This window comes from Acinetobacter sp. B51(2017), assembly GCF_003711395.1.
Lineage (GTDB): Bacteria > Pseudomonadota > Gammaproteobacteria > Pseudomonadales > Moraxellaceae > Acinetobacter.
In genome coordinates this window covers 138,070-158,986 of record NZ_PJRJ01000003.1, presented here as the reverse complement: position 1 = coordinate 158,986, position 20,917 = coordinate 138,070, and the positions used below count along the sequence as shown (strand labels likewise).

The 20,917-nt window shown below is 43.2% G+C and carries 17 protein-coding genes; 7 read left to right on the top strand and 10 right to left on the bottom strand.

Annotated features, from left to right (window positions below; translation table 11 throughout):
- Positions 1-27: 27 nt before the first annotated feature.
- The 7 genes from CYK47_RS02865 to CYK47_RS02835 all read right to left on the bottom strand — a co-directional run bounded on the left by CYK47_RS02865 (position 28) and on the right by CYK47_RS02835 (position 8,019).
- Positions 28-657 carry a CoA transferase subunit B gene (locus tag CYK47_RS02865; RefSeq protein WP_122898734.1) on the bottom strand — a complete coding sequence of 210 codons (630 nt, stop codon included), beginning with the start codon at positions 655-657 and terminating at the stop codon, positions 28-30.
- A gap of 3 nt (positions 658-660) precedes the next feature.
- On the bottom strand, positions 661-1,362 hold the full coding sequence (locus CYK47_RS02860) for a CoA transferase subunit A (RefSeq protein WP_122898732.1): 702 nt from the start codon (positions 1,360-1,362) through the stop codon (positions 661-663).
- 19 nt (positions 1,363-1,381) lie between these two features.
- The gene (locus CYK47_RS02855; protein WP_122898730.1) at positions 1,382-2,284 is read right to left on the bottom strand and encodes a hydroxymethylglutaryl-CoA lyase; all 903 of its coding nucleotides are present in this window, start codon (positions 2,282-2,284) and stop codon (positions 1,382-1,384) included.
- On the bottom strand, positions 2,281-4,272 hold the full coding sequence (locus CYK47_RS02850) for an acetyl-CoA carboxylase biotin carboxylase subunit (RefSeq protein WP_122898728.1): 1,992 nt from the start codon (positions 4,270-4,272) through the stop codon (positions 2,281-2,283). Before CYK47_RS02850 ends, CYK47_RS02855 begins: the two co-directional genes overlap by 4 nt.
- Positions 4,273-4,296: 24 nt before the next feature.
- On the bottom strand, positions 4,297-5,091 hold the full coding sequence (locus CYK47_RS02845; protein ID WP_122898726.1) for an enoyl-CoA hydratase/isomerase family protein: 795 nt from the start codon (positions 5,089-5,091) through the stop codon (positions 4,297-4,299).
- Positions 5,092-5,101: 10 nt separating this feature from the next.
- Positions 5,102-6,751, bottom strand: a complete 1,650-nt coding sequence (locus CYK47_RS02840) for a carboxyl transferase domain-containing protein (RefSeq protein WP_122898724.1) — start codon at positions 6,749-6,751, stop codon at positions 5,102-5,104.
- Between the two features lie 71 nt (positions 6,752-6,822).
- Positions 6,823-8,019 carry an isovaleryl-CoA dehydrogenase gene (locus CYK47_RS02835; RefSeq protein WP_122898722.1) on the bottom strand — a complete coding sequence of 399 codons (1,197 nt, stop codon included), beginning with the start codon at positions 8,017-8,019 and terminating at the stop codon, positions 6,823-6,825.
- Between the two features lie 159 nt (positions 8,020-8,178).
- On the opposite strand from CYK47_RS02835, the gene CYK47_RS02830 reads away from it, so the two are divergent.
- The 4 genes from CYK47_RS02830 to CYK47_RS02815 all read left to right on the top strand — a co-directional run bounded on the left by CYK47_RS02830 (position 8,179) and on the right by CYK47_RS02815 (position 12,111).
- On the top strand, positions 8,179-8,814 hold the full coding sequence (locus tag CYK47_RS02830) for a TetR/AcrR family transcriptional regulator (protein WP_122898720.1): 636 nt from the start codon (positions 8,179-8,181) through the stop codon (positions 8,812-8,814).
- Between the two features lie 68 nt (positions 8,815-8,882).
- Positions 8,883-10,574, top strand: coding sequence for an AMP-binding protein (locus CYK47_RS02825; protein ID WP_122898718.1), 1,692 nt, complete (start codon positions 8,883-8,885; stop codon positions 10,572-10,574).
- A gap of 52 nt (positions 10,575-10,626) precedes the next feature.
- A complete protein-coding gene (locus tag CYK47_RS02820; RefSeq protein WP_122898716.1) occupies positions 10,627-11,298 on the top strand; it encodes a class I SAM-dependent methyltransferase in 672 nt (223 codons plus the stop codon).
- A gap of 15 nt (positions 11,299-11,313) precedes the next feature.
- A complete protein-coding gene (locus CYK47_RS02815; RefSeq protein ID WP_122898715.1) occupies positions 11,314-12,111 on the top strand; it encodes a thioesterase family protein in 798 nt (265 codons plus the stop codon).
- Positions 12,112-12,153: 42 nt separating this feature from the next.
- On the opposite strand, the gene CYK47_RS02810 is transcribed toward CYK47_RS02815, so the two are convergent.
- Positions 12,154-14,199 carry a TonB-dependent receptor plug domain-containing protein gene (locus tag CYK47_RS02810; protein ID WP_122898714.1) on the bottom strand — a complete coding sequence of 682 codons (2,046 nt, stop codon included), beginning with the start codon at positions 14,197-14,199 and terminating at the stop codon, positions 12,154-12,156.
- Positions 14,200-14,305: 106 nt separating this feature from the next.
- The gene (locus CYK47_RS02805; RefSeq protein WP_122898713.1) at positions 14,306-14,905 is read right to left on the bottom strand and encodes a TetR/AcrR family transcriptional regulator; all 600 of its coding nucleotides are present in this window, start codon (positions 14,903-14,905) and stop codon (positions 14,306-14,308) included.
- Positions 14,906-15,471: 566 nt separating this feature from the next.
- Between CYK47_RS02805 and CYK47_RS02800 the strand changes: the two genes are divergently transcribed.
- The 3 genes from CYK47_RS02800 (at position 15,472) to scpC (ending at position 20,077) form a co-directional block, all read left to right on the top strand.
- On the top strand, positions 15,472-17,253 hold the full coding sequence (locus CYK47_RS02800; RefSeq protein WP_122898712.1) for an acyl-CoA dehydrogenase C-terminal domain-containing protein: 1,782 nt from the start codon (positions 15,472-15,474) through the stop codon (positions 17,251-17,253).
- Between the two features lie 71 nt (positions 17,254-17,324).
- Positions 17,325-18,494, top strand: a complete 1,170-nt coding sequence (locus tag CYK47_RS02795) for a thiolase family protein (RefSeq protein WP_122898711.1) — start codon at positions 17,325-17,327, stop codon at positions 18,492-18,494.
- Positions 18,495-18,568: 74 nt separating this feature from the next.
- Positions 18,569-20,077 carry a succinyl-CoA:acetate CoA-transferase ScpC gene (scpC, locus tag CYK47_RS02790; RefSeq protein ID WP_122898709.1) on the top strand — a complete coding sequence of 503 codons (1,509 nt, stop codon included), beginning with the start codon at positions 18,569-18,571 and terminating at the stop codon, positions 20,075-20,077.
- A gap of 46 nt (positions 20,078-20,123) precedes the next feature.
- Here the strand turns inward: scpC and trmB are convergent, their stop codons facing one another.
- Positions 20,124-20,840 (bottom strand): tRNA (guanosine(46)-N7)-methyltransferase TrmB, encoded by a 717-nt coding sequence (trmB, locus tag CYK47_RS02785; protein WP_122898707.1) that lies wholly within the window; start codon positions 20,838-20,840, stop codon positions 20,124-20,126.
- Positions 20,841-20,917: the final 77 nt, after the last annotated feature.

Below are 20,917 nucleotides of genomic sequence, written 5' to 3'. Positions count from 1 at the left end.
TTAAAGGGCTTAAGATTAAAAATTAATTTAAGCGATCAGTTGGACACCCGTTACTTTTTGAATCTCATCTAAAGTGACGTCTTTAGCCAGTTCCACCAATTTAATGCCTTCCGCTGTGACATCCATTACACCTAGGTCGGTGATAATGCGCTGTACCACGCCTTTGCCTGTTAAAGGCAGGGCACATTGCTCAACAATTTTCGGTGTACCATCTTTGGCACTATGTTCCATCAGTACCACGACTTTTTGCACGCCCGCGACTAAGTCCATGGCGCCACCCATACCTTTGACTTTTTTGCCCGGAATCATCCAGTTGGCAAGATCACCGCTTTGCGAGACTTCCATAGCACCTAAAATGGCAATATTGACATGCCCGCCACGGATCATGGCAAAGGACTCGGCACTCGAGAAAAAGGCTGCGCCTTTGCGTGCGGTGACGGTTTGTTTGCCCGCATTGATTAAATCGGCATCTACAGTTTCTTCTGTTGGAAATTCGCCAATGCCAAGTAATCCGTTTTCAGATTGCAACCACACATTCATATCTTCAGGAATATAATTGGCGACCAAGGTGGGTAGGCCAATGCCTAAGTTGACATAAAAGCCATCTTCTAACTCTAAAGCAGCGCGCTGCGCCATTTCGTTACGTGTCCAAGCCATGGCTTAAGCCTCCACTTTTAAAGTCAGTTGTTCAATGCGTTTTTCAGGTGTGGCATTTAAAATAATGCGCTGTACATAAATACCCGGTAGATGAATTTCATCGGGATCTAAGTCACCAATCTCAACAATTTCTTCGACTTCGGCAATACAGACTTTGGCCGCTGTGGCACATACAGGGTTAAAGTTTTGCGCAGTTTTACGGAAAATTAAGTTGCCGGCTTTATCCGCTTTATAGGCTTTGACTAAAGCCACATCGGCAGTTAAGGCATGCTCTAAAATATATTCTTTGCCGTTAAATTCACGGACTTCTTTGCCTTCAGCAATTAAAGTCCCTACGCCAGTTGCAGTAAAAAAGGCTGGAATGCCTGCACCGCCGGCACGTAGTTTTTCTGCCAAAGTGCCTTGTGGCGTGAGTTCTACTTCTAACTCACCATTTAAAAATTGGCGTTCAAATTCTTTATTTTCACCTACATAAGAGGCGATCATCTTTTTGATCTGTTTGGTTTCTAGTAATAGACCTAAACCAAATCCATCTACACCCGCATTATTGGAAATACAGGTTAAGTTCTTCACCCCTGTGTCTTTTAAGGCGGTAATTAAAGCTTCGGGAATACCACATAAGCCAAAACCACCCACCGCTAAGGTTTGTCCGTCTTGCACCACATTTTGCAGCGCCTCGGCTGCACTTGCATATACTTTATTCATTGTTGTTCTCTTTTAATCTCTAAGCGCAGCGTTGTTGCCAATAGGCATTAGCATAATTAGATGGATTATGACGCTGTAATACTTGGCTAATATTTTGGCTGGCACGCATTAATGCATCCACGTTAATGCCGGTACTCAAGCCCATATTGGAGAGCAAATAGTACAGATCTTCAGTAGAAACATTGCCTGAAGCCCCTTTGGCATATGGACAGCCGCCAAGTCCTGCGATGGATGAGTCAAACACGCGAATGCCTTGTTCAAGCGATTGATAAATATTGGCAATCGCCATGCCATAGGTATTATGGAAGTGGCCTGCTAAAAGTTTGGCATCGGTGGTAGCTAAACAAGCATCCCAAACTTTTTTCACGCGGTTAGGTGTCGCTGTACCAATGGTTTCGCCTAAAGATACTTCATAGCAGCCCATTTCCAGTAAGCGCTTGGTGACCTGTGCCACCACTTTCGGATCAATGGCACCTTCATAAGGGCAATCTACGATACACGACACATAACCACGTACTTTAATGTTGTGTCGTTTAGCTTCTACAAAAATATCGGCAAATTTGGCAAAGCTTTCGTCAATTGAGCAATTGATGTTTTTTTGCGTAAAGCTTTCAGAGGCTGCGGTAAAGACCGCAACTTCTTGGCAGCCGACCGCTAAAGCTGACTCAAAACCTTTGATATTAGGGGTGAGTAAGCTAAAGCTAATCTTCGGGTCTTTGGGTAATTCGGCAAACAGCTGATCGCTCATCGCCATTTGCGGTACCCATTTGGCTGATACACAGGAACCCACTTCAATCGCGCTTACGCCAGTTTGCATTAAATCTAGAATTAGATTTTTGCGATCCGTTAAGGTTAATGGCGTTTTTTCGTTTTGTAGGCCGTCACGCGGCCCGACCTCGACGATTTTGACAAATTCACTCATGCCACATCCTCCAAGGCCACAAATTCCACCAATTCATCACCGGCTTTCACTTGATCACCAGCTTGGAAATAAGCTGCTGCCACCACACCATCTTGCGGTGCACGAATCGAGTATTCGATTTTCATGGCTTCTAAGGTGAGTAACACATCATCTTTTTTGACTTGGCTATTGGGTTGCACTAAGACTTGAGTAATTACCCCCGGCATTGGTGCTTTTAAATTGCCTGCATCGGCAGCATTATCTTGGCTGTTAAAGCTTGGTTGAATATGGGCAAAATGATGGCTTTGACCGTTATGATAAACAGTTAAACCACTGTCACTTAAGCTAAAGGCGTAATCGGTTTTACGACCGGCTAACTCAATTTTGACATGATGCGCATCTAACAACTGACCATTTACGACATAGCTTTGGCCTTCGTATTCTGCGACATAGCCTGCGTTTTGTGCAGTAAAGTGCACTATATTTTCGATGCCGTTAATGGCAAATTTTACCGCATAACGGGCATTGATATTGACACGCCATAATGATGCAGCCTGCCAAACTGGATTATTGGCAGTTTTATTGCTCGCAAAACGCGACAGTAATTCAGTGAGTGCGGCAGACACTACCAATTCCGGCGAAACTTGTGGTTGTGGGCCAAGTAAAAATGCTTCTTCACGTTGAATTAGACCGGTATCTAAATGCGCGTTGGCAAATGATTCACAGCGCACCAAGCGGTCTAAAAAGGCAATGTTGTTGCCTAAACCATCGACATGGAATTGGCTTAAGGCATGATGCATTTGCGTAAGCGCGGCTTCACGGTTTTCACCCCATACAATGAGTTTGGCAATCATCGGGTCATAGTAGGTGGTAATTTCATCGCCTTCAACAATGCCGCTATCGACACGTACATGCGCATTTTGGGTTGGATAGCTTAAATAATGAATTTGACCAATAGCAGGTAAGAAGCCTTTTTCAGGTTCTTCGGCATAGACACGCGCCTCTAAAGCATGACCATTGATGCTGAGTTCATGTTGTTGTTTTGGTAGCGGTTCGCCATAAGCGACACGCAGTTGCCATTCAACTAAGTCTTGTCCGGTGATCATTTCGGTCACAGGATGTTCGACTTGTAAACGGGTATTCATTTCCATGAAATACGCCGTACCGTCTTGTTCAACAATAAACTCAACGGTACCTGCACCCACGTAATTTACGGCACGGGCAGCATCAATGGCGGCTTGGCGCATGGCTTCGAGTTTTGGCTCCGCCATTTTAGGTGCAGGTGCTTCTTCTAAGACTTTTTGATGACGACGTTGTACTGAACAATCACGTTCAAATAAATGCACGTAGTTGCCGTGTGTATCACCAAAGACTTGCACTTCGATATGACGCGGCTGAACCACATAACGTTCGATTAATACATCATCATTGGCAAAGCTGGCTTTGGCTTCGCTCTTACAAGAAGCAAGGGCAGCTAAAAAGTCGTCACTGCGTTCCACTAAACGCATGCCTTTACCACCACCACCGGCGCTGGCTTTAATTAAAACCGGGTAGCCAATGGCATCAGCTTGTTGTTTTAGAAACTCGGCATCTTGATTGCTGCCGTGATAACCCGGGGTTAAAGGTACACCGGCTTTTTCCATTAAAGCTTTTGAGGTGGCTTTTAAGCCCATCGCCAAAATCGCTTCAACTGGTGGACCAATAAATACGATATTATTTTTTTTACACGCTTCGGCAAATTGGTCATTTTCTGATAAAAAGCCATAGCCTGGATGAATCGCTTGTGCGCCAGTATCGAGTGCTGCTTGAATAATGCGTTCAACTTGTAAATAACTTTGTGCCGCAGGCGATTCACCAATATAGACTGCTTCATCGGCTTGTTTGACATGTTGCGCTTGCGCGTCGGCATCGGAATACACCGCAACAGTGGCAATGCCGAGTTTTTTCGCACTACGAATCACACGGCAAGCAATTTCACCACGGTTGGCAATTAAAATTTTGTTAAACATAGCAGTATCCTTCTATTTTTGTTGTTATGCAGTGGTTTGAATCCAGCTTGGGCTGTGTTTATTTAAAAATGCACTCAAACCATTTTTCGCCTCAGTTCCTTGGCGTACATGTGCAATATGTTGTGCAGTTTGTTTGAGTAACTCTTGGCTGAGTTCTTGTTGATTGACCATTTGAATCAATTGCTTAGAGGCTGCTTGCGCTTCAGGGCCACCCAATAATAAGGCTTCTACTATGGCATCAATCGTTTGATCTAAACTTTCAGGCGCTGCCACTTCATGTGCTAGGCCAATCTTTAAGGCTTGTTCAGCAGAAATACGCTCTGCGGTTAAGAAATAACGTGAGGCTTGGCGCGCGCCAATGGCACGAATTACATAGGGACTAATGGTCGATGGTGCTAAACCTAAACGCACTTCTGAAGTGGCAAATTTAGCTTCCGTACTTGCAACACAAATATCACAGGCAGACGCTAAACCCATGCCGCCACCAAAGGCAATACCATGCACACGAGCAAGGGTTGGCTGCTTTAAGGTGGCAAGTTGATGTAACATTTGCGCCAGTTTTAAAGCATCGGCTTCGTTTTCTTCACGCGATGCTGCGCCTGCTTGCTTCATCCAATTTAAATCCGCACCGGCAGAAAAGCTTTTGCCACGTCCTGCTAAAATCACCACACGAATATCATCACGCTGATCAATCTCTGCAAAGCAGGCATGTAATTCTTCAATCACTTGAGTATTAAAGGCATTATGTAGTTCAGCACGGTTCATCCACACGGTTGCTACAGCGCCTTGTTGTTCGAGTTGTAAAAATTCATAGCTCATGTCATTCCCCTTACATACGGAACACGCCGAATTTGGTTTCTTGAATCGGTGCATTGAGTGCTGCCGCTAAACTTAAGCCTAAAACTTGGCGGCTTTGTGCAGGATCAATCACACCGTCATCCCAAAGACGTGCCGAGGCATAATATGGATGACCTTGTTGTTCAAACTGATCACGGAATGGCTGTTTAAATTGATCTTCTTCATCGGCTGACCACTCTTCACCACGCGCTTCAATTTGGTCACGTTTTAAAGTAGACAGTACGCTGGCCGCTTGTTCGCCACCCATCACTGAAATACGTGAGTTTGGCCATGTCCATAAGAAACGTGGTGAATAAGCACGGCCACACATACCGTAGTTACCTGCACCAAATGAACCGCCAATAATTAAAGTAATTTTAGGCACATTGGCAGTCGCGACCGCCATCACCAACTTGGCGCCATGTTTGGCAATGCCTTCATTTTCGTATTCACGACCGACCATAAAGCCAGTGATGTTTTGAATGAATAGGAGTGGAATATTGCGCTGGGTGCACAGTTCAATAAAGTGCGCACCTTTTTGCGCACATTCTGAGAATAAAATACCGTTGTTGGCAATAATACCCACAGGCATACCATAAAGCTCGGCAAAACCTGTGACTAAGGTGGTACCAAAACGCGCTTTAAACTCATCAAAACGTGAACCATCGACAATACGCGCAATCACTTCACGTACATCAAACGGTTTACGCGTATCGCTGGGCACTACACCATACAGTTCTTCTGCGGCAAAGCGCGGTGGCTCAATCTGATCGAAAGATACATTTGGTTTTTTATTCAGGTTTTTAACAATGTTACGCGCAATGGCAATCGCATGTTCATCGTTTTCAGCCAAGTGATCGGCAACGCCAGACAAGCGCGTATGCACATCACCACCACCTAAGTCTTCAGCAGACACTACTTCGCCGGTTGCGGCTTTTACCAGTGGCGGGCCACCTAAGAAAATCGTACCTTGATTACGTACAATAATGGTTTCATCGGACATCGCAGGTACATACGCACCGCCTGCGGTACAGCTGCCCATCACCACAGCAATTTGCGCAATGCCCATGCTTGACATACGCGCTTGGTTATAGAAAATGCGTCCGAAATGATCACGGTCAGGGAATACTTCATCTTGCATTGGCAAGTAAGCACCACCTGAATCGACTAAATAAATACACGGCAGATGATTTTGTTCAGCAATTTCTTGCGCACGTAAATGCTTTTTCACGGTCAGCGGGTAGTAAGTACCGCCTTTCACTGTGGCATCGTTGGCGACAATCATACAGGTCACACCATTAACCTGACCCACACCCGCGACTACGCCTGCGGCAGGTACATCATCGGCATAGACTTGGTAAGCGGCCAATTGACCAATTTCTAAAAAGGCACTGCCAGCATCAATTAGTTGATCAATACGTTCGCGTGGTAGCAATTTGCCGCGCGCGATATGTTTTTCGCGGGCTTTTTCACCGCCACCTAAAGCAATTTTTTGCGCCTTATTTTTTAGGTCAGCCACCAAAGTTTGCATTGCAGCTTGATTGTTTTTAAATTCTTCGCTGCGTACGTTGAGTTTGCTGCTAAGTACATTGAGTTGATCGTTGGCATTTTCGCTACGACTAAATTGACGTAATACATTCATCATAAACATCCTTGTATTTAATCTTGTTGTTGTATTGGGGGAGGATGTGGGCACGGCTGTGCCCAAAAGCATTATTTGGTTTCGTTAAATAGTTCGCGACCAATCAGCATACGGCGAATTTCTGAAGTGCCTGCGCCAATTTCATACAGTTTGGCATCACGCCATAAACGACCAACTGAATATTCGTTGATATAACCATTACCGCCTAGGGTTTGGATCGCTTCACCGGCCATCCATGTGGCTTTTTCTGCGGCATATAAAATCGCACTTGCTGCATCTTTACGTAAGCTGCGGCTATGCTCAGCTTTGTCACACTCACGACCTACGGCATAGACGAGAGCCTTACATGCCAACCACGTTGAATACATATCTGCAACTTTGCCTTGCATGAGTTGGAATTCACCTAAGGCTTGACCAAACTGTTTACGCTCATGTAAATAAGGAATCACGCTGTCCATACAGGCATCCATAATGCCAAGTGGGCCTGCGCTGAGTACCGCACGTTCATAATCTAAACCGCTCATCAGTACTTTAACGCCATTGCCGACACCGCCCATGACGTTTTCTTTCGGCACTTTAACGTTGTCAAAAAATAATGGATAAGTATTAGAACCACGCATACCCAATTTGTCTAAATGGCTACCGTGACTAAAGCCGTCCATACCTTTTTCAATGATAAAAGCGGTCATGCCTTTAGGCCCAGCATTGATGTCGGTTTTGGCATACACCACCAAGACATCGGCATCGCCACCGTTGGTGATCCACATTTTTGAGCCATTTAAAACATAATGATCGCCGTGATCATCGGCACGTAATTTCATGCTCACCACATCTGAACCTGCATTGGGTTCTGACATCGCAAGGGCACCGACATAGTCGCCAGAGATCAGCTTAGGGAGGTACTTTTGTTTTTGTGCTTCTGAACCATTACGTTTGATTTGGTTAATACATAAATTAGAATGCGCACCATAGGATAAACCAATCGCTGCAGATGCGCGTGATACTTCTTGCATGACCACAATATGTGCTAAATAACCTAAGTTTGAACCACCGTATTCTTCACTCACCGTTAAACCGTGTAAGCCCATATCGCCCATTTTTTTCCATAAATGTGCAGGGAATTCATTGTCACGGTCGACACTTGCAGCAAGTGGCGCAATCTCTTTGGCACAAAATGCTGCCACAGAATCGCGTAAAGCCAGTAAAGTATCATCCAAACCGAAATCAAGTGTCTGTAGACTAAGTTGTAACGGAATATGTGCGTTCATGTTGTTCATCCTGAATTTGTATTTATTTTTCCCAAATCACTTGGTTTAAAGCCGTTGTTTTTGTGCTTTTAAAACTAACATACAATGTTTTTTTTAAAAAGTGAATACAAATTCACAAATTGATTTAAAATTCACTTTTGTCTTGTTGAGAAGGAAATTATGAGTTATAAAAGATCATCACTGATGCAAGAACGCATGGAGCAAAATCGTGCAGCGATTTTACAATCCGCGCGGGAATTAATTGCACAAGGTGGGCTAAAAGACGCACAAATTCAACCGATTGCGGAACGTGCTGGCGTTTCAAGTGGCTTAGTATATCGCTATTTTGAAAATAAAAGTCAGGTGTTAATTGAAGTCTTGTCGGCGGCAATTTTATACGAAATTGAGATTTTAGATTCAATTGCCAAGCGTCAAGATTTAACTGCAAGACAGAAATTACATAAGGCGGTCACGACTTTTGTAAAACGTGCGCTGAATAGTCCACAACTGGCTTATTCGCTCATGTTTGAACCGATTGATCCATCGGTCGAGCATGAGCGTTTTCGCAGTAAGCAATTGCTCAAACAGAGTATTAAGGAGATTTTAGCCGAAGGAAAAATCAACGGCGAATTTGGATTTGAAGATTTAAATACGGCTGCTTTATGTGTCGTTGGGACGATGACCTTTGTTGTAATTGAACCTTTAAATCCGTCACGTAATATGTTGTTTGATCAAAACTATAAGGATTACTTTGTCAAACAAATCGCTGATTTTTGTTTAAATGCGGTGATGTTAGAGGAAGAAAGCCGCGTTTAACCTCCACACAACGGTTTGTGGGCAAAGCATAAAAAACAAAATTAAAAAGAATCAAGGAGAATGATTCAATGACACAAGTCCGTTTAAGTTACGCCTATGGCGCAAGTGGTCAGCCGCTATTAGGCACAACGATTGGTGAAAAATTTGACCAAGCCTGTGCCCAATATGCCGAGCAAGATGCTGTAGTGAGCGTGCAGCAAAATATCCGTTTAAGCTATAAGGAATTGCAACAGCAAGTGAATGCTTTTGCCTGTAGCTTATTACAATTAGGTTTAAAAAAAGGCGATCGTTTAGCGATTTGGTCACCCAATTGTGTGGAATGGACGATTACTCAATTTGCGGCATTTAAAGCCGGTATTATTTTAGTCAATTTGAATCCTGCCTATAAAAGCAGTGAACTTGAATATGTGCTCAATAAAGTCTCTTGTGCGGGTTTAGTGATTGCACCCGCGTTTAAAACTTCAGATTATCAAGAAATTCTGTGTAAGATTGCTCCAGAGCTATGCAATTCTAATGAAAAAATTCTGATCAGTAGTCGTTTACCACATTTAAAACATGTCATTAAAATCTCAGATGAACAGCAGGGCGCGATTCATCGTTTTAGTGATTTATTGGCTGCGCCAACCGATCAGCAGCTTGCAGAACTTGAGCACATTGCTAGTGAATTACAGTTTGATGAAACCATCAATATTCAATTTACCTCAGGGACTACGGGTAACCCTAAAGGCACTATGCTGACCCACAATAATATTTTAAATAATGGTTATTTTGTTGGTGAAGCGATTCGTCTAACCCCGCAAGATCGCGTCTGCATTTCGGTTCCGTTGTTCCATTGCTTTGGCATGGTGATGGGCAATTTAGCCTGTATCACGCATGGTTCGACTATGGTGTATCCATCAGGTGTATTTAATCCGTTGGCGAGTTTACAAGCCATTCAGCAAGAAAAATGTACCGCTGCTTATGGTGTACCGACCATGTTTATTGCCATGTTAGAACATGAGCAATTTGAAGAATTTGATTTAAGCAGTTTACGTACCGGCATTATGGCGGGTAGCCCATGTCCGCGTGAAATTATGCAACGTGTGATTGAGCGCATGCATATGCATGAAGTGACCATTTGCTATGGGATGACTGAAACCGCACCAGTTAGTGCACAAAGTTCGGTCACAGATAGCATTGAACAACGTGTTGGTACCGTAGGGCGCGTACATCCGCATATCGAAATTAAAATTGTGGATGAACAGGGCAAGATTGTACCGCGCGGCAGTTTAGGCGAACTGTGTGTACGGGGTTATTCAGTGATGCTTGGCTATTGGGAAGATCAAGACAAAACCTCAGAAGTGATTGATAAAGCGCGTTGGATGCATACCGGTGATATCGCCTCTATGGATGATGAAGGCTTTATTAAAATTAAAGGTCGTATCAAAGATGTGGTGATTCGTGGCGGCGAAAACCTGTTCCCGAAAGAAATTGAAGATTTCTTATATACCCATCCTGCGGTGATGGACGTGCAAGTGATTGGTTTGCCTGATCCACGTTATGGCGAAGAACTGTGTGCCTGCATTATTTTGCATGAAGGTGAAGAGTGCAGTGAAGAAATCATTCGTCAATATTGCAAAGAACACATCTCGCATAACAAAGTACCGCGTTATGTGCGTTTCTTTCATGAGTTCCCAATGACTGCATCGGGTAAGGCACAAAAATTTAAACTACAAGAATTAATGCGCCAAGAACTCAATTTGCTTGAAGATATTGCATAACGAATATTGCCCACAAGCTCGGTATTGTGGGCAAATTTTTTAAGGAGCGAAGGTGGCTAAGGATTTTCACCATCCCAAAGTGGTTGCTGGCTATGATCAACATATCCGTAAATTAATTCCCGGTTATGAGCTGATGCATGCACAGGTACGTGCCGTATTTCGGGTTCATTTAGCCGAAGATGCACATATTTTAATTGTGGGTTGTGGCACCGGTTATGAAATTCAGTATTTATTGCAACATTTTCCAAAACTACACATTACCGCAGTTGATCCATCTTTAACCATGCTTGAGCACGCCAAAGTTCAGACCGAGTATCTGCAGGCATCTAAACAAGTTAACTTTATTCATGGTACGGCAGCAGATTTAGACGCAACAATGCAATTTGATGCCGCCTTAAGTCTGTTGGTGGCGCACTTTATTAGTAATGAACATAAGGCACAATTTTTTCGCGAGATTTATCAGCATTTAACAGCGGATGCCATATTGATGACCTATGATTTACTGTTACATGCTGAAGATTATGAGCTCAATATTTTACAGTGTATCTGTCAAGAACAAGGTTTAAGCTCGGTGCAAAGCCAGCAGATGTTGGCCCGTTTAGAGGACGACTTTGCTTTAATTACCCCGCAAGGCTATCGAGCCGCCTTACAAGAGGCTGGGTTTAGTCATATAAAAACCTATATGCAAGTCATTAATTATTTTGGATTTTTAGCAAAAAAATAACAGTATAGGGCAGTTATGTCAGCATATTATCAATTAAAACAACGTGAACATTTACAAAATGGGACACTCATTTCCCATTATCAATGTCAAATTCATTGCCAAGGGGCGTGGAATCCGCATGAGCAACATATGGCACCTGCCGGTGGAATTCTAGCGCATGAGCTGGCGCATTTTAGTCCACGTCCTGAACTGCGCATTGGTCGAATCAGTTACGATATTTTAGGTCTGATTCCGTTTGGTGAATTTTCGATTCAGACTCAAGTGATTCGTGGTGGCAAAACCATTGAATTGCTTGAAGCGACCATGATTGCCAACGATCGTCCATGTATTGTGGCACGCGCTTGGCGCATGCAAACCCAAGATACGCAGCCTATTGCAGGGCTTGAAGATGGTTTCGTGGCGCCGCCAGAACAATTACCCATATGGGATGGCATGAAATGTTGGCCCGGTGGTTATATTCAAAGTATTCAAGCACGTGCCGATGCGACTCGCCGTGCAGGTAAGGGCGTGGTTTGGTTAAACACCCAAGTGAATATGGTTGAGGGCGAGAGAACCTTAGATTTTGTTAAACTCATGGGATTAATAGATACTGCCAATGGCGTGGTGCCACGGGTTGAGCCGGGACAAGGTTGGGCATTTCCTAATTTAGATTTGCAAGTGCATTTATATCGGCAGCCGCAAGGGCAATGGCTTGGCATTCAAGCCACGCAGCAATATGGCAGTGATGGCATTGGTTTAACCAGTAGCGTACTACATGATGAACTGGGGCCTTTTGGACGAGCAGAGCAAATCTTAACCTTGCGTGCTATGTAAAAAAACCGAAGCAGATGCTTCGGTTTTTAAAAGGCTAAAGGCTTAGAATTTTTTCTCAACACTTAGCAATACACTAGGAATGGCTTCATTAGTACGGGCTTGATAAAACTCACCATTGTCTTTGTAAAGACGAGTTTTATAGTCGGTACTTAAAATGTTGCGTGCACTTAAGGTGGTTGCCCAACCATCTTGGAAGCGTTTCGTGGCACTAATATCTACATTGACACGCTCATTAGTATTTTGTACATACGGCTGATTATCAACAGGGCGTGTAAAGGCCGGTGTGTAGTTGACATTCATACTGGTTGCCAATTGCCACGGCTGATAATTATACGACACACCTGCGCTTGCACTATACGGTGCGACGCCACTGGCTAAACGCTCACCGCCATTATCTAAATCAATTTTCGCGCGTACGGTAGAGACTTGACCATTGAGCATAAATGAATGACCCGCCTCAGTTTGTTTGAGTGCATAACGACCAGACAACTCCATACCATAGGTGGTGGCACTATTTTGGTTGGTTGGGCGTTGCACGTAGCGACCATCTTCTAGGTTTACTACACGCTCGATATAATCATCCACTTCACGGTAATAACCAGTTAAGTTGATGCCACCTGCAGCCGTATTAAAGCCTAAAGTCGATTCAAAAGCATTGATCTGTTCAGGTTTTAAGAAGGGGTTACCACCACGGTCAGGGTTATTTAAGCTACCTGCATCCGCATCGGTTGAGTAGGAAACGGTAGGTAATAGGCTATTGCTATTGGGGCTACGAAACGCCTGACTTAAATTGGTTTGTAATGACCATTGATTATTAAAATCAAAACGATGTGCCAAGACTGGACTTAAATGGCTGTCGCTATAATCAACTAGTCCTGAGCGTTCTAACCATTCTTGGCGTGCACCTAAGGTAATGGTTTGACGATCGGTAAAGCGCCATGAACCTTCTAAATAAGCTGCATAACGCTGTTCGTCTAAAGTTTGGTTTTGATTACTTTCCAGTTCATTACTTTTTACATCAAAACCAAATTTAACTTGTTGCGTCGGGTTAAATTTGCGCACCCCATCATAGGCGATGCCATATTCATTGACTTGTTCTTGAATATTTTCAGTACCACGACTTGAGCGGGTAACTTCGGTTTCGTCTTGTTGTTCGATGCTTAAGCGTACTTTATCTGAGTTTCCGCCATCTTTACGTTCATAACGGGTATTGAGACGAATACTTTCGTTGTCATCAGATTGCAGAGTCCGCCCGTTATAGCCGTCATTTTGATGTTCACGGTAGAAAATCTCTGCTACGACTTTTTGCTGATCATCAATTTCGTATTCAGCACGTGGCGTGAGCATGAATGATTTACGTTCATTGACACGTTTTTGTTGTACTATGCTTTCACCGGCATTTTGGGTATTGCTGGTGGTTTGGGTTTCATCAATACTTTGATTGGCAGATAGACTATAAATCCACTGATTGCTGCGGCCATCGGCTTGCACACTTAAACTCTTACGTTCTTCTTCACGCGAATCTGATTCAGCAAAACCATAACCTAGGCGTACACTGCCATTGATGCGTGCTGTGTCTAAGGGTTGTTTTAAAATAATATTAATCACCGCAGAACTTGCCACAGAGGCTTGCGCCACACTCGGTTGTTTGACAATTTCAATGCGTTCGATCATGTCAGGCGTTAAAGTGTCGACAATCGACATACCGCCACGCGGGCCACCTTGTACTGGCTCGCCATTAATTAAAAACACTGGTGCACCGCCACCACGAAAACGCATTCCCCCTGCGCCGCCAGCACCGCGCGGCCCTTGTCCCGGTGTTGGCATTTGAAAGCCCGCTGCACGGCGCAGCGCATCATTGACCGACTGATCACCATATTGCAGCATTTCTTCGCGGCTGATAATGGTTTTTGCTACAGCACTAATATCAGGATCTGCTTTCACTTCTGCTTGGGCACCAAAAGTTAAGGTTTCCAAGGTTTGCACTGGCATGCTTGCGGTATTGGTTGTATCTGCCATAACAAAACTACTGCATGTAAATAAAGCTAGGCACAGTGCGCTATACGATAAAGCTAAAGATGATGTCATGCTGCGTACCCCATATTTTAATTGTGCAGAGTCTAAAATAAAATTATGGAGAAACTGTGCGCATCAGGCGGCAAGAGCAAAAAATACTGCCACAGCCAAATGCGGTTTAAGACACCTTATCAGGAATCATGAGTGCTTGATTAATATAGAGTTTGATTAAGCGTTCGCGCGAACCAATGGCTTTTTGATAATGGGTAGAATTGAGTAATAACGACGCACCATAGGTCACTGTCCAAATATAAGATAAGTAATCACGAATCGACATGGCACTATTGAGCGATTTTAAATATTCACCGGTCATATCTTTAATCGATAAAATCCGCTGCTCACGGATATCATATAACTCTTCAAACAAAGTTTTTAAGCGGCGTTCGTTATTGGTTAAACGCTCTTCAATGGAGTGCAGCAAGATGGTGCGATTAGAATTGAGCATATTGTAAAGCATATACTGCGATACATAAGTTTTAATATTGGCTTGATGATTTTTAGAAATATCTAATAAACGCCGTTCATTTAAAATAATCAATTCTAAATACAACTGATTTTTACTTTTAAAATGCTTATAAATCGTACCTTTAGCAATATCTAACTCAGATGCGAGTTCGCCTAAGGTGATATCTTGATTGTTATCCAATAACAACTTTTCTGCCATGCTTAGAATTTTTTCTTTTCGAAGCAAAAAGTTTTGCTGGCGCTCTGAATTCATCTTCTTCGTTCCATCTATACAATCAAAACAACAAAGGCAACTTAAACTACCTCTGCCTTGCTGCACATTACACTAAAGTCTTGAATTTGCCTAGTAAATGAACAAACGAAAAGTGTTAGAAATCATATAAATAATATTTTTATACATAGCCTTATTTAAATGTCAAGCAAGGAAAACTCATGAGGTCAATCGTTTCCAATTGCAGCATTTTTATTTTATTGTCATTGCGTTTTAGAAGATTAGCTTATACAAAAATAACCAGTAAATTGGCTTTAAAAAAACACTGTGATTTGTATAACAATCTGAAATTAAAAGATTTGAATGCTTGGGAAATATAGGATAAATCTTGTGAATATTCAAAATCTTAAATCATAAATGCTCTTTTGAGTTGTATGAAATAAGGTAAAAAGTGAGGTGTCGCAGGATGTGCCAAATGAATGCCACCGAGCACAGGTAAATCATGGGGTGTCAAGCCGTTGTTGGTAGCTCAAGCTCCTTGAATATTCAAATCATGCAAGACCTGCTTTGCTGACAAAGCAGTTTAATTTTAGTTAAGGAAAGTAACGATGCCAATTTATAATGCACCACTAAAAGACATGGATTTTATCTTAAATGACGTATTTAAGGCAGAACAGTTCTGGCAAAGTACAGAAGGCCTTGCGCATTTAGATCAAGCAACAGCCAATGCAATTTTAGAGGAAATGGCAAAGTTTTCAAAAAATGTCATTTTGGATTTAAACCGCTCTAGCGATGAAGAAGGCGGCGCTCAATTTAATAATGGTGAGGTGACTACACCAAAAGGCTTTAAAGCAGCGTTTGAACAATATGCACAAGGCGGTTGGATTGGTTTAGGTGCGTCTGAAGAGTGGGGCGGTCAAGGCATGCCAAAAATGCTGACCGTACTTGCCGATGAAATGATTTGGGCAACCAACCCATCGTTTATGTTGTATCCGCTACTGACTGTAGGCGCAGGTATGGCGATTGACCAAGCCGGTACACAAGCGCAAAAAGAAGCTTACCTACCAAAATTCTATACCGGTGAATGGTCAGGCACCATGTGCTTAACTGAGCCGCATTCAGGTACAGATTTAGGTATTATTAAAACCAAAGCTGAGCCAAATGAAGATGGTTCATACAACATCACCGGGACTAAAATCTTTATTACTAGCGGTGAACATGACTTATGTGAAAACATTATTCACTTGGTGTTAGCGAAAACGCCTGGCGCACCTGCTGGTTCGCGTGGTATTTCCATGTTTATCGTGCCTAAATTCTTGGTCAATGCAGATGGCTCATTAGGTGAGCGTAATACAGTTGCAGCAGGTTCAATTGAACACAAAATGGGGATTAAAGGTTCGGCAACATGCGTGATGAACTTTGATGCTGCTAAAGGCTACATGATTGGTAAAGAAAACGAAGGTCTCGCAGCCATGTTCATTATGATGAACTATGAACGTTTATCTATGGGTATTCAAGGCATTGGTGCGGCTGAATATGCCTACCAAAATGCTGCGCAATACGCGACAGATCGTTTACAGGGCCGTGCAGCAACGGGCGCACAGTCACCTGAAAAACCAGCCGATTCTATTTTAGTACATGCCGATGTGCGTCGTATGTTATTAAACGTGCGTTCAAATAACGAAGCATCACGCGCATTTGCCGCCTATGTGGGGCAGCAACTGGATATCACCAAGTTCTCAGATGATGCCGAAGCGGTGAAAAAAGCCAATAACCGTGTTGCGCTATTAACCCCAATTGCCAAAGCCTTCCTTACTGATAAAGCCTTAGAATCAACGTTAGAAGCGCAAATGTGCTTTGGTGGTCACGGCTATATTCGTGAATGGGGCATGGAACAGTGTATTCGTGACTTACGTATTTCACAGATTTACGAAGGTACCAATGGTATTCAAGCCCTAGATTTAATTGGTCGTAAAACCATTAAAACGGCAGGCGGTTTCTTAGCAGAATACTTAGAAGAAATTCGTGCATTCGCCAATGGTCTAGACGACAGCTTGAGCATTAAAGCAGTAAGCTTGGACATTGCCGCACAAACTGAACAATTAACCCAATTTATTGTTGAGCAATCAAAACAAAATCCTGATTTCTCAAGTGCAGTTGCGGTAGATTACCTACACGTTGTGGGTATGCTGAGCTTTGTGTATATGTATGCGCGTATCGCTGCGGCGGCACAAGGTCAAACAGACAGCTTCTACCAAAACAAATTGGCATTGGCACAGTACTACAGCAATAAAGTTTTAGCCGACTTTGCAGCGCGTGTACAACGTGTTAAAAGCGGTACAGATGTCATGATGGACTTCTCAGCAGAATACTTCACTGCACAGTCTTAATTTTTAGCGCCATATGAAGGTATGTCAGGAAGGAAGGCATACCTTCTGAAACCATATAGGATATAAACATAATGATCGTAATTGTAGATGCAGTACGTACCGCCATGGGTGGTTTTCAAGGTTCTTTATCTTCTTTAAGCGCACCTGAATTGGGGAGCGTGGTGATTAAAGAAACCATTCAACGTGCCGGCATTGCCGCGACTGATGTTGATGAAGTGATTTTTGGTTGTGTATTACCGGCAGGTTTAAAACAAGCACCGGCACGTCAAGCCATGCGTCTAGCAGGTGTACCGGATACAGTAGGTGCAACCACAATCAATAAAGTCTGTGGTTCGGGGATGAAAGCCGTAATGCAAGCGGCGGATGCGATTAAAGCGGGCAGTGCTAAGATCATTATTGCAGGTGGTATGGAGTCGATGAGTAACGCGCCATACTTACTCGATAAAGCACGCGGTGGTTTACGTATGGGTCATGGTAAAGTGATTGACCATATGTTCCAAGATGGCTTAGAAGATGCCGAAACTGCTCTGTCTATGGGTGTACTTGCCCAAGAAATGGCAGACAAAAAAGGCTATACCCGTGAGCAACAAGATGCCTATGCCATTGGTTCATTAAATAAAGCCCTAGAAGCCGTCAATAATGGCTACTTTAAAAATGAAATTGCTGCGGTAACAGTATCGAGCCGTAAAGGTGATGTTGTCGTTGAGCAAGACGAACAACCGTTTAATGCCAAAATTGATAAAATCCCAACCTTACGTCCAGCATTTAAAAAAGACGGCACCATTACTGCAGCCAACTCAAGCTCAATCTCAGATGGTGCATCTGCACTTGTAGTGACTTCTGATGTAGTGGCGCAAGAAAAAGGCTTAACGCCAATGGCCAATGTTGTGGCCTATGCAACCAATTCACAGCATCCAACAGAATTTACCATTGCACCAGTGGGCGCAATTGAAAAAGTGCTGAAACAAGCCGGTTGGACAGCAGAAGAGGTTGATCTTTGGGAAGTGAATGAAGCATTCGCAATGGTGGCGATGGCTGCGATTGATGGCTTTAACCTAGACCCTGCAAAAGTCAATATTAGTGGTGGTGCATGTGCGCTTGGTCATCCACTTGGTTCTTCAGGTTCACGTATTATTGTGACTTTAATTCATGCTTTAAAACGCACGGGCGGTAAAAAAGGTGTTGCTGCCTTATGTATCGGCGGCGGCGAAGCAACTGCGATTGCGGTGGAATTGGTCTAAGCGCTGCTTAAATAATCGTTGCGGTACGCCGCAACGATGGATAACAAAAAGTTTTAATTTTGAGAATAGCAAACATGATTAAAGGTTTAGATCGCGTTCGTTGCACCGCGTTACATGACAAAATTGTTTCAGTAGAACAAGCTTTAGATTTAATTCAAGATGGCGTTGTCCTTGGTGCAAGTGGATTTGGTGGCGCAGGTGATGCCAAAGCGATTCCTTTAGCTTTAGCCGAGCAAGCTAAAGTTAAAAATATTACCTTTGCGACAGGTGCCAGTTTAGGTAACCAAATTGACGGTAAATTGGGCGCAGCCAAAGTCATTTCGCGTCGTTTACCATATCAAGCAGATCCGAGCCTACGTAAACAAATTAACAATGGTGAAGTTGCGTATACAGATATGCATTTATCGGGTTTAGCCGATAAAATGCGTCATAAAATGCTGCCTGCACCGCAAGTGGTAGTGATCTCTGCGATTGCTATTACCGAAGATGGTCTAATTATTCCAACCAATTCCTGTGGTAACTCAGCGCAATTTGTAGATATGGCTGACCATGTGATTATTGAAATCGATTTAACCTCGAATCCGATCTTAGAAGGTTCACACGATATTTATGTACCACCAAGCCGTCCTGAGCGTGGTCCTGTACCGTTAATCAATGCCCAAGATCGTATTGGTACGATTGGTATTCAAGTTGATCCTGCAAAAATTTCAGCCATTGTCATGAATGAAGTGCCAGACACCACATTTGATATGGCAGATGCGGATGAAGAAACCCTAGCGATTGCGAAGCATTTGGTAAACTTCTTTGAAAATGAAGTGGCTGAAGGTCGTCTACCAGATAATTTAGGTCCATTACAATCAGGTGTGGGTTCAATTGCCAACGCCGTGTTTGCAGGCTTTGAACATTCTAACTTTAAAGATTTAGTGATGTACTCAGAAGTACTGCAAGACTGTACTTTTAAATTAATTGATTCAGGCAAAATGATCTTTGCTTCAGGTTGTTCAATGACTTTATCACAAAGTACCAATGACTACGTGATGGCAAACTTTGAAAAGTACAAAGACAAGATTGTGATGCGTCCACAGGATATTTCCAATAACCCAGAAATCATTCGTCGTTTAGGTATTATTGCGATTAACACCGCACTTGAGTTTGATATTTACGGTAACGTCAATTCAACCCATGTGACAGGCACAAAAATGATGAACGGTATTGGCGGTTCAGGTGACTTTGCCCGTAACGCGTTACTGTCTATTTTTGTGACCAAATCGATTGCTAAAGGTGGCGCAATTTCATCCGTCGTGCCAATGGTCAGCCATCATGATCATACCGAACATGATGTGGATATTTTAGTGACGGAACAAGGTTTAGCGGATTTACGTGGTTTAGCACCACGCGAGCGAGCGCGTCAGATTATCGACAACTGTGCACATCCTGATTACCGCGACGCTTTAAATGATTATTATGACCGTGCTGCACAGCAAGGCGGGCATACACCGCATATCTTAACTGAAGCGTTAAGTTGGCATGCACGCCTTGTAGCAGAAGGGCATATGCTCAAACAAGAAGCAGCAACTGCTTAATATTTAAATAAAAAAGCCTCCTAATGGAGGCTTTTTTATAGCAAAATTAGTTGATTTTCTTAAATAAGAAATCGTTAATTTTATGGCCTTCTTCTAAACCACGACGCTCAAATTTAGTTTGTGGACGCCAATCTGGACGTGGGTAGCTATTGCCTTTACCAGCTAAGTTTTCTAAACGTGGACGGTTGTCTAAGACGTCAAGCATCCATTCTGCATACGGTTCCCAATCCGTTGCTGAGTGGAAGGTACCACCAAGCTCTAACTTTTGTTCAACCAACGGCATACGGTCATGTGACACAAAACGACGTTTGAAGTGACGTTTTTTCTGCCATGGATCTGGGAAGTACAGTTGTACCGCGTTAATGCTGTTGTCTGGCATTTCACGCAGTACTTGAATCGCATCGGCATCCAGTAAACGTAAGTTGGTGAGACCCGCCATACCTGCTTCGTATACACATTGCGCAATACCTGGTACGTGTACTTCAATCCCTACATAGTTACGTTCTGGATTGGCTTTGGCCATGAGTACCAATGAACGACCCATACCAAAACCAATTTCTACGGTCAATGGACGTTCTGGATGTTCGAAGTGTTGACGTAAGTCACCTACTGGGTATTCCAAAATTAAGTGACCATATTGTTCAAGCGCAGTACGTTGTGAAGTATTTAGCGGAGTTGAACGACGCATAAATGTCACAATTTCACGGTGCTCATTTAAGTTTTCGAGCTCAACGACTGGTTGCTCTAATTGATCGTTTGACATAATTTTGGCAAATCTAAAATAAATCGAATGCGGTATTTTAAGTGCTAGCGTCTACAAGTCAAATATTTTCATAAGGC

What these genes read in the sequence shown, in the direction of transcription:
- CYK47_RS02865 (WP_122898734.1), bottom strand. Translation starts at nt 657, where the DNA reads ATGGCTTGGACACGTAACGAAATGGCGCAGCGCGCTGCTTTAGAGTTA.
- CYK47_RS02860 (WP_122898732.1), bottom strand. Translation starts at nt 1,362, where the DNA reads ATGAATAAAGTATATGCAAGTGCAGCCGAGGCGCTGCAAAATGTGGTG.
- CYK47_RS02855 (WP_122898730.1), bottom strand. Translation starts at nt 2,284, where the DNA reads ATGAGTGAATTTGTCAAAATCGTCGAGGTCGGGCCGCGTGACGGCCTA.
- CYK47_RS02850 (WP_122898728.1), bottom strand. Translation starts at nt 4,272, where the DNA reads ATGTTTAACAAAATTTTAATTGCCAACCGTGGTGAAATTGCTTGCCGT.
- CYK47_RS02845 (WP_122898726.1), bottom strand. Translation starts at nt 5,091, where the DNA reads ATGAGCTATGAATTTTTACAACTCGAACAACAAGGCGCTGTAGCAACC.
- CYK47_RS02840 (WP_122898724.1), bottom strand. Translation starts at nt 6,751, where the DNA reads ATGAATGTATTACGTCAATTTAGTCGTAGCGAAAATGCCAACGATCAA.
- CYK47_RS02835 (WP_122898722.1), bottom strand. Translation starts at nt 8,019, where the DNA reads ATGAACGCACATATTCCGTTACAACTTAGTCTACAGACACTTGATTTC.
- CYK47_RS02830 (WP_122898720.1), top strand. Translation starts at nt 8,179, where the DNA reads ATGAGTTATAAAAGATCATCACTGATGCAAGAACGCATGGAGCAAAAT.
- CYK47_RS02825 (WP_122898718.1), top strand. Translation starts at nt 8,883, where the DNA reads ATGACACAAGTCCGTTTAAGTTACGCCTATGGCGCAAGTGGTCAGCCG.
- CYK47_RS02815 (WP_122898715.1), top strand. Translation starts at nt 11,314, where the DNA reads ATGTCAGCATATTATCAATTAAAACAACGTGAACATTTACAAAATGGG.
- CYK47_RS02810 (WP_122898714.1), bottom strand. Translation starts at nt 14,199, where the DNA reads ATGACATCATCTTTAGCTTTATCGTATAGCGCACTGTGCCTAGCTTTA.
- CYK47_RS02805 (WP_122898713.1), bottom strand. Translation starts at nt 14,905, where the DNA reads ATGAATTCAGAGCGCCAGCAAAACTTTTTGCTTCGAAAAGAAAAAATT.
- CYK47_RS02800 (WP_122898712.1), top strand. Translation starts at nt 15,472, where the DNA reads ATGCCAATTTATAATGCACCACTAAAAGACATGGATTTTATCTTAAAT.
- CYK47_RS02795 (WP_122898711.1), top strand. Translation starts at nt 17,325, where the DNA reads ATGATCGTAATTGTAGATGCAGTACGTACCGCCATGGGTGGTTTTCAA.
- scpC (WP_122898709.1), top strand. Translation starts at nt 18,569, where the DNA reads ATGATTAAAGGTTTAGATCGCGTTCGTTGCACCGCGTTACATGACAAA.
- trmB (WP_122898707.1), bottom strand. Translation starts at nt 20,840, where the DNA reads ATGTCAAACGATCAATTAGAGCAACCAGTCGTTGAGCTCGAAAACTTA.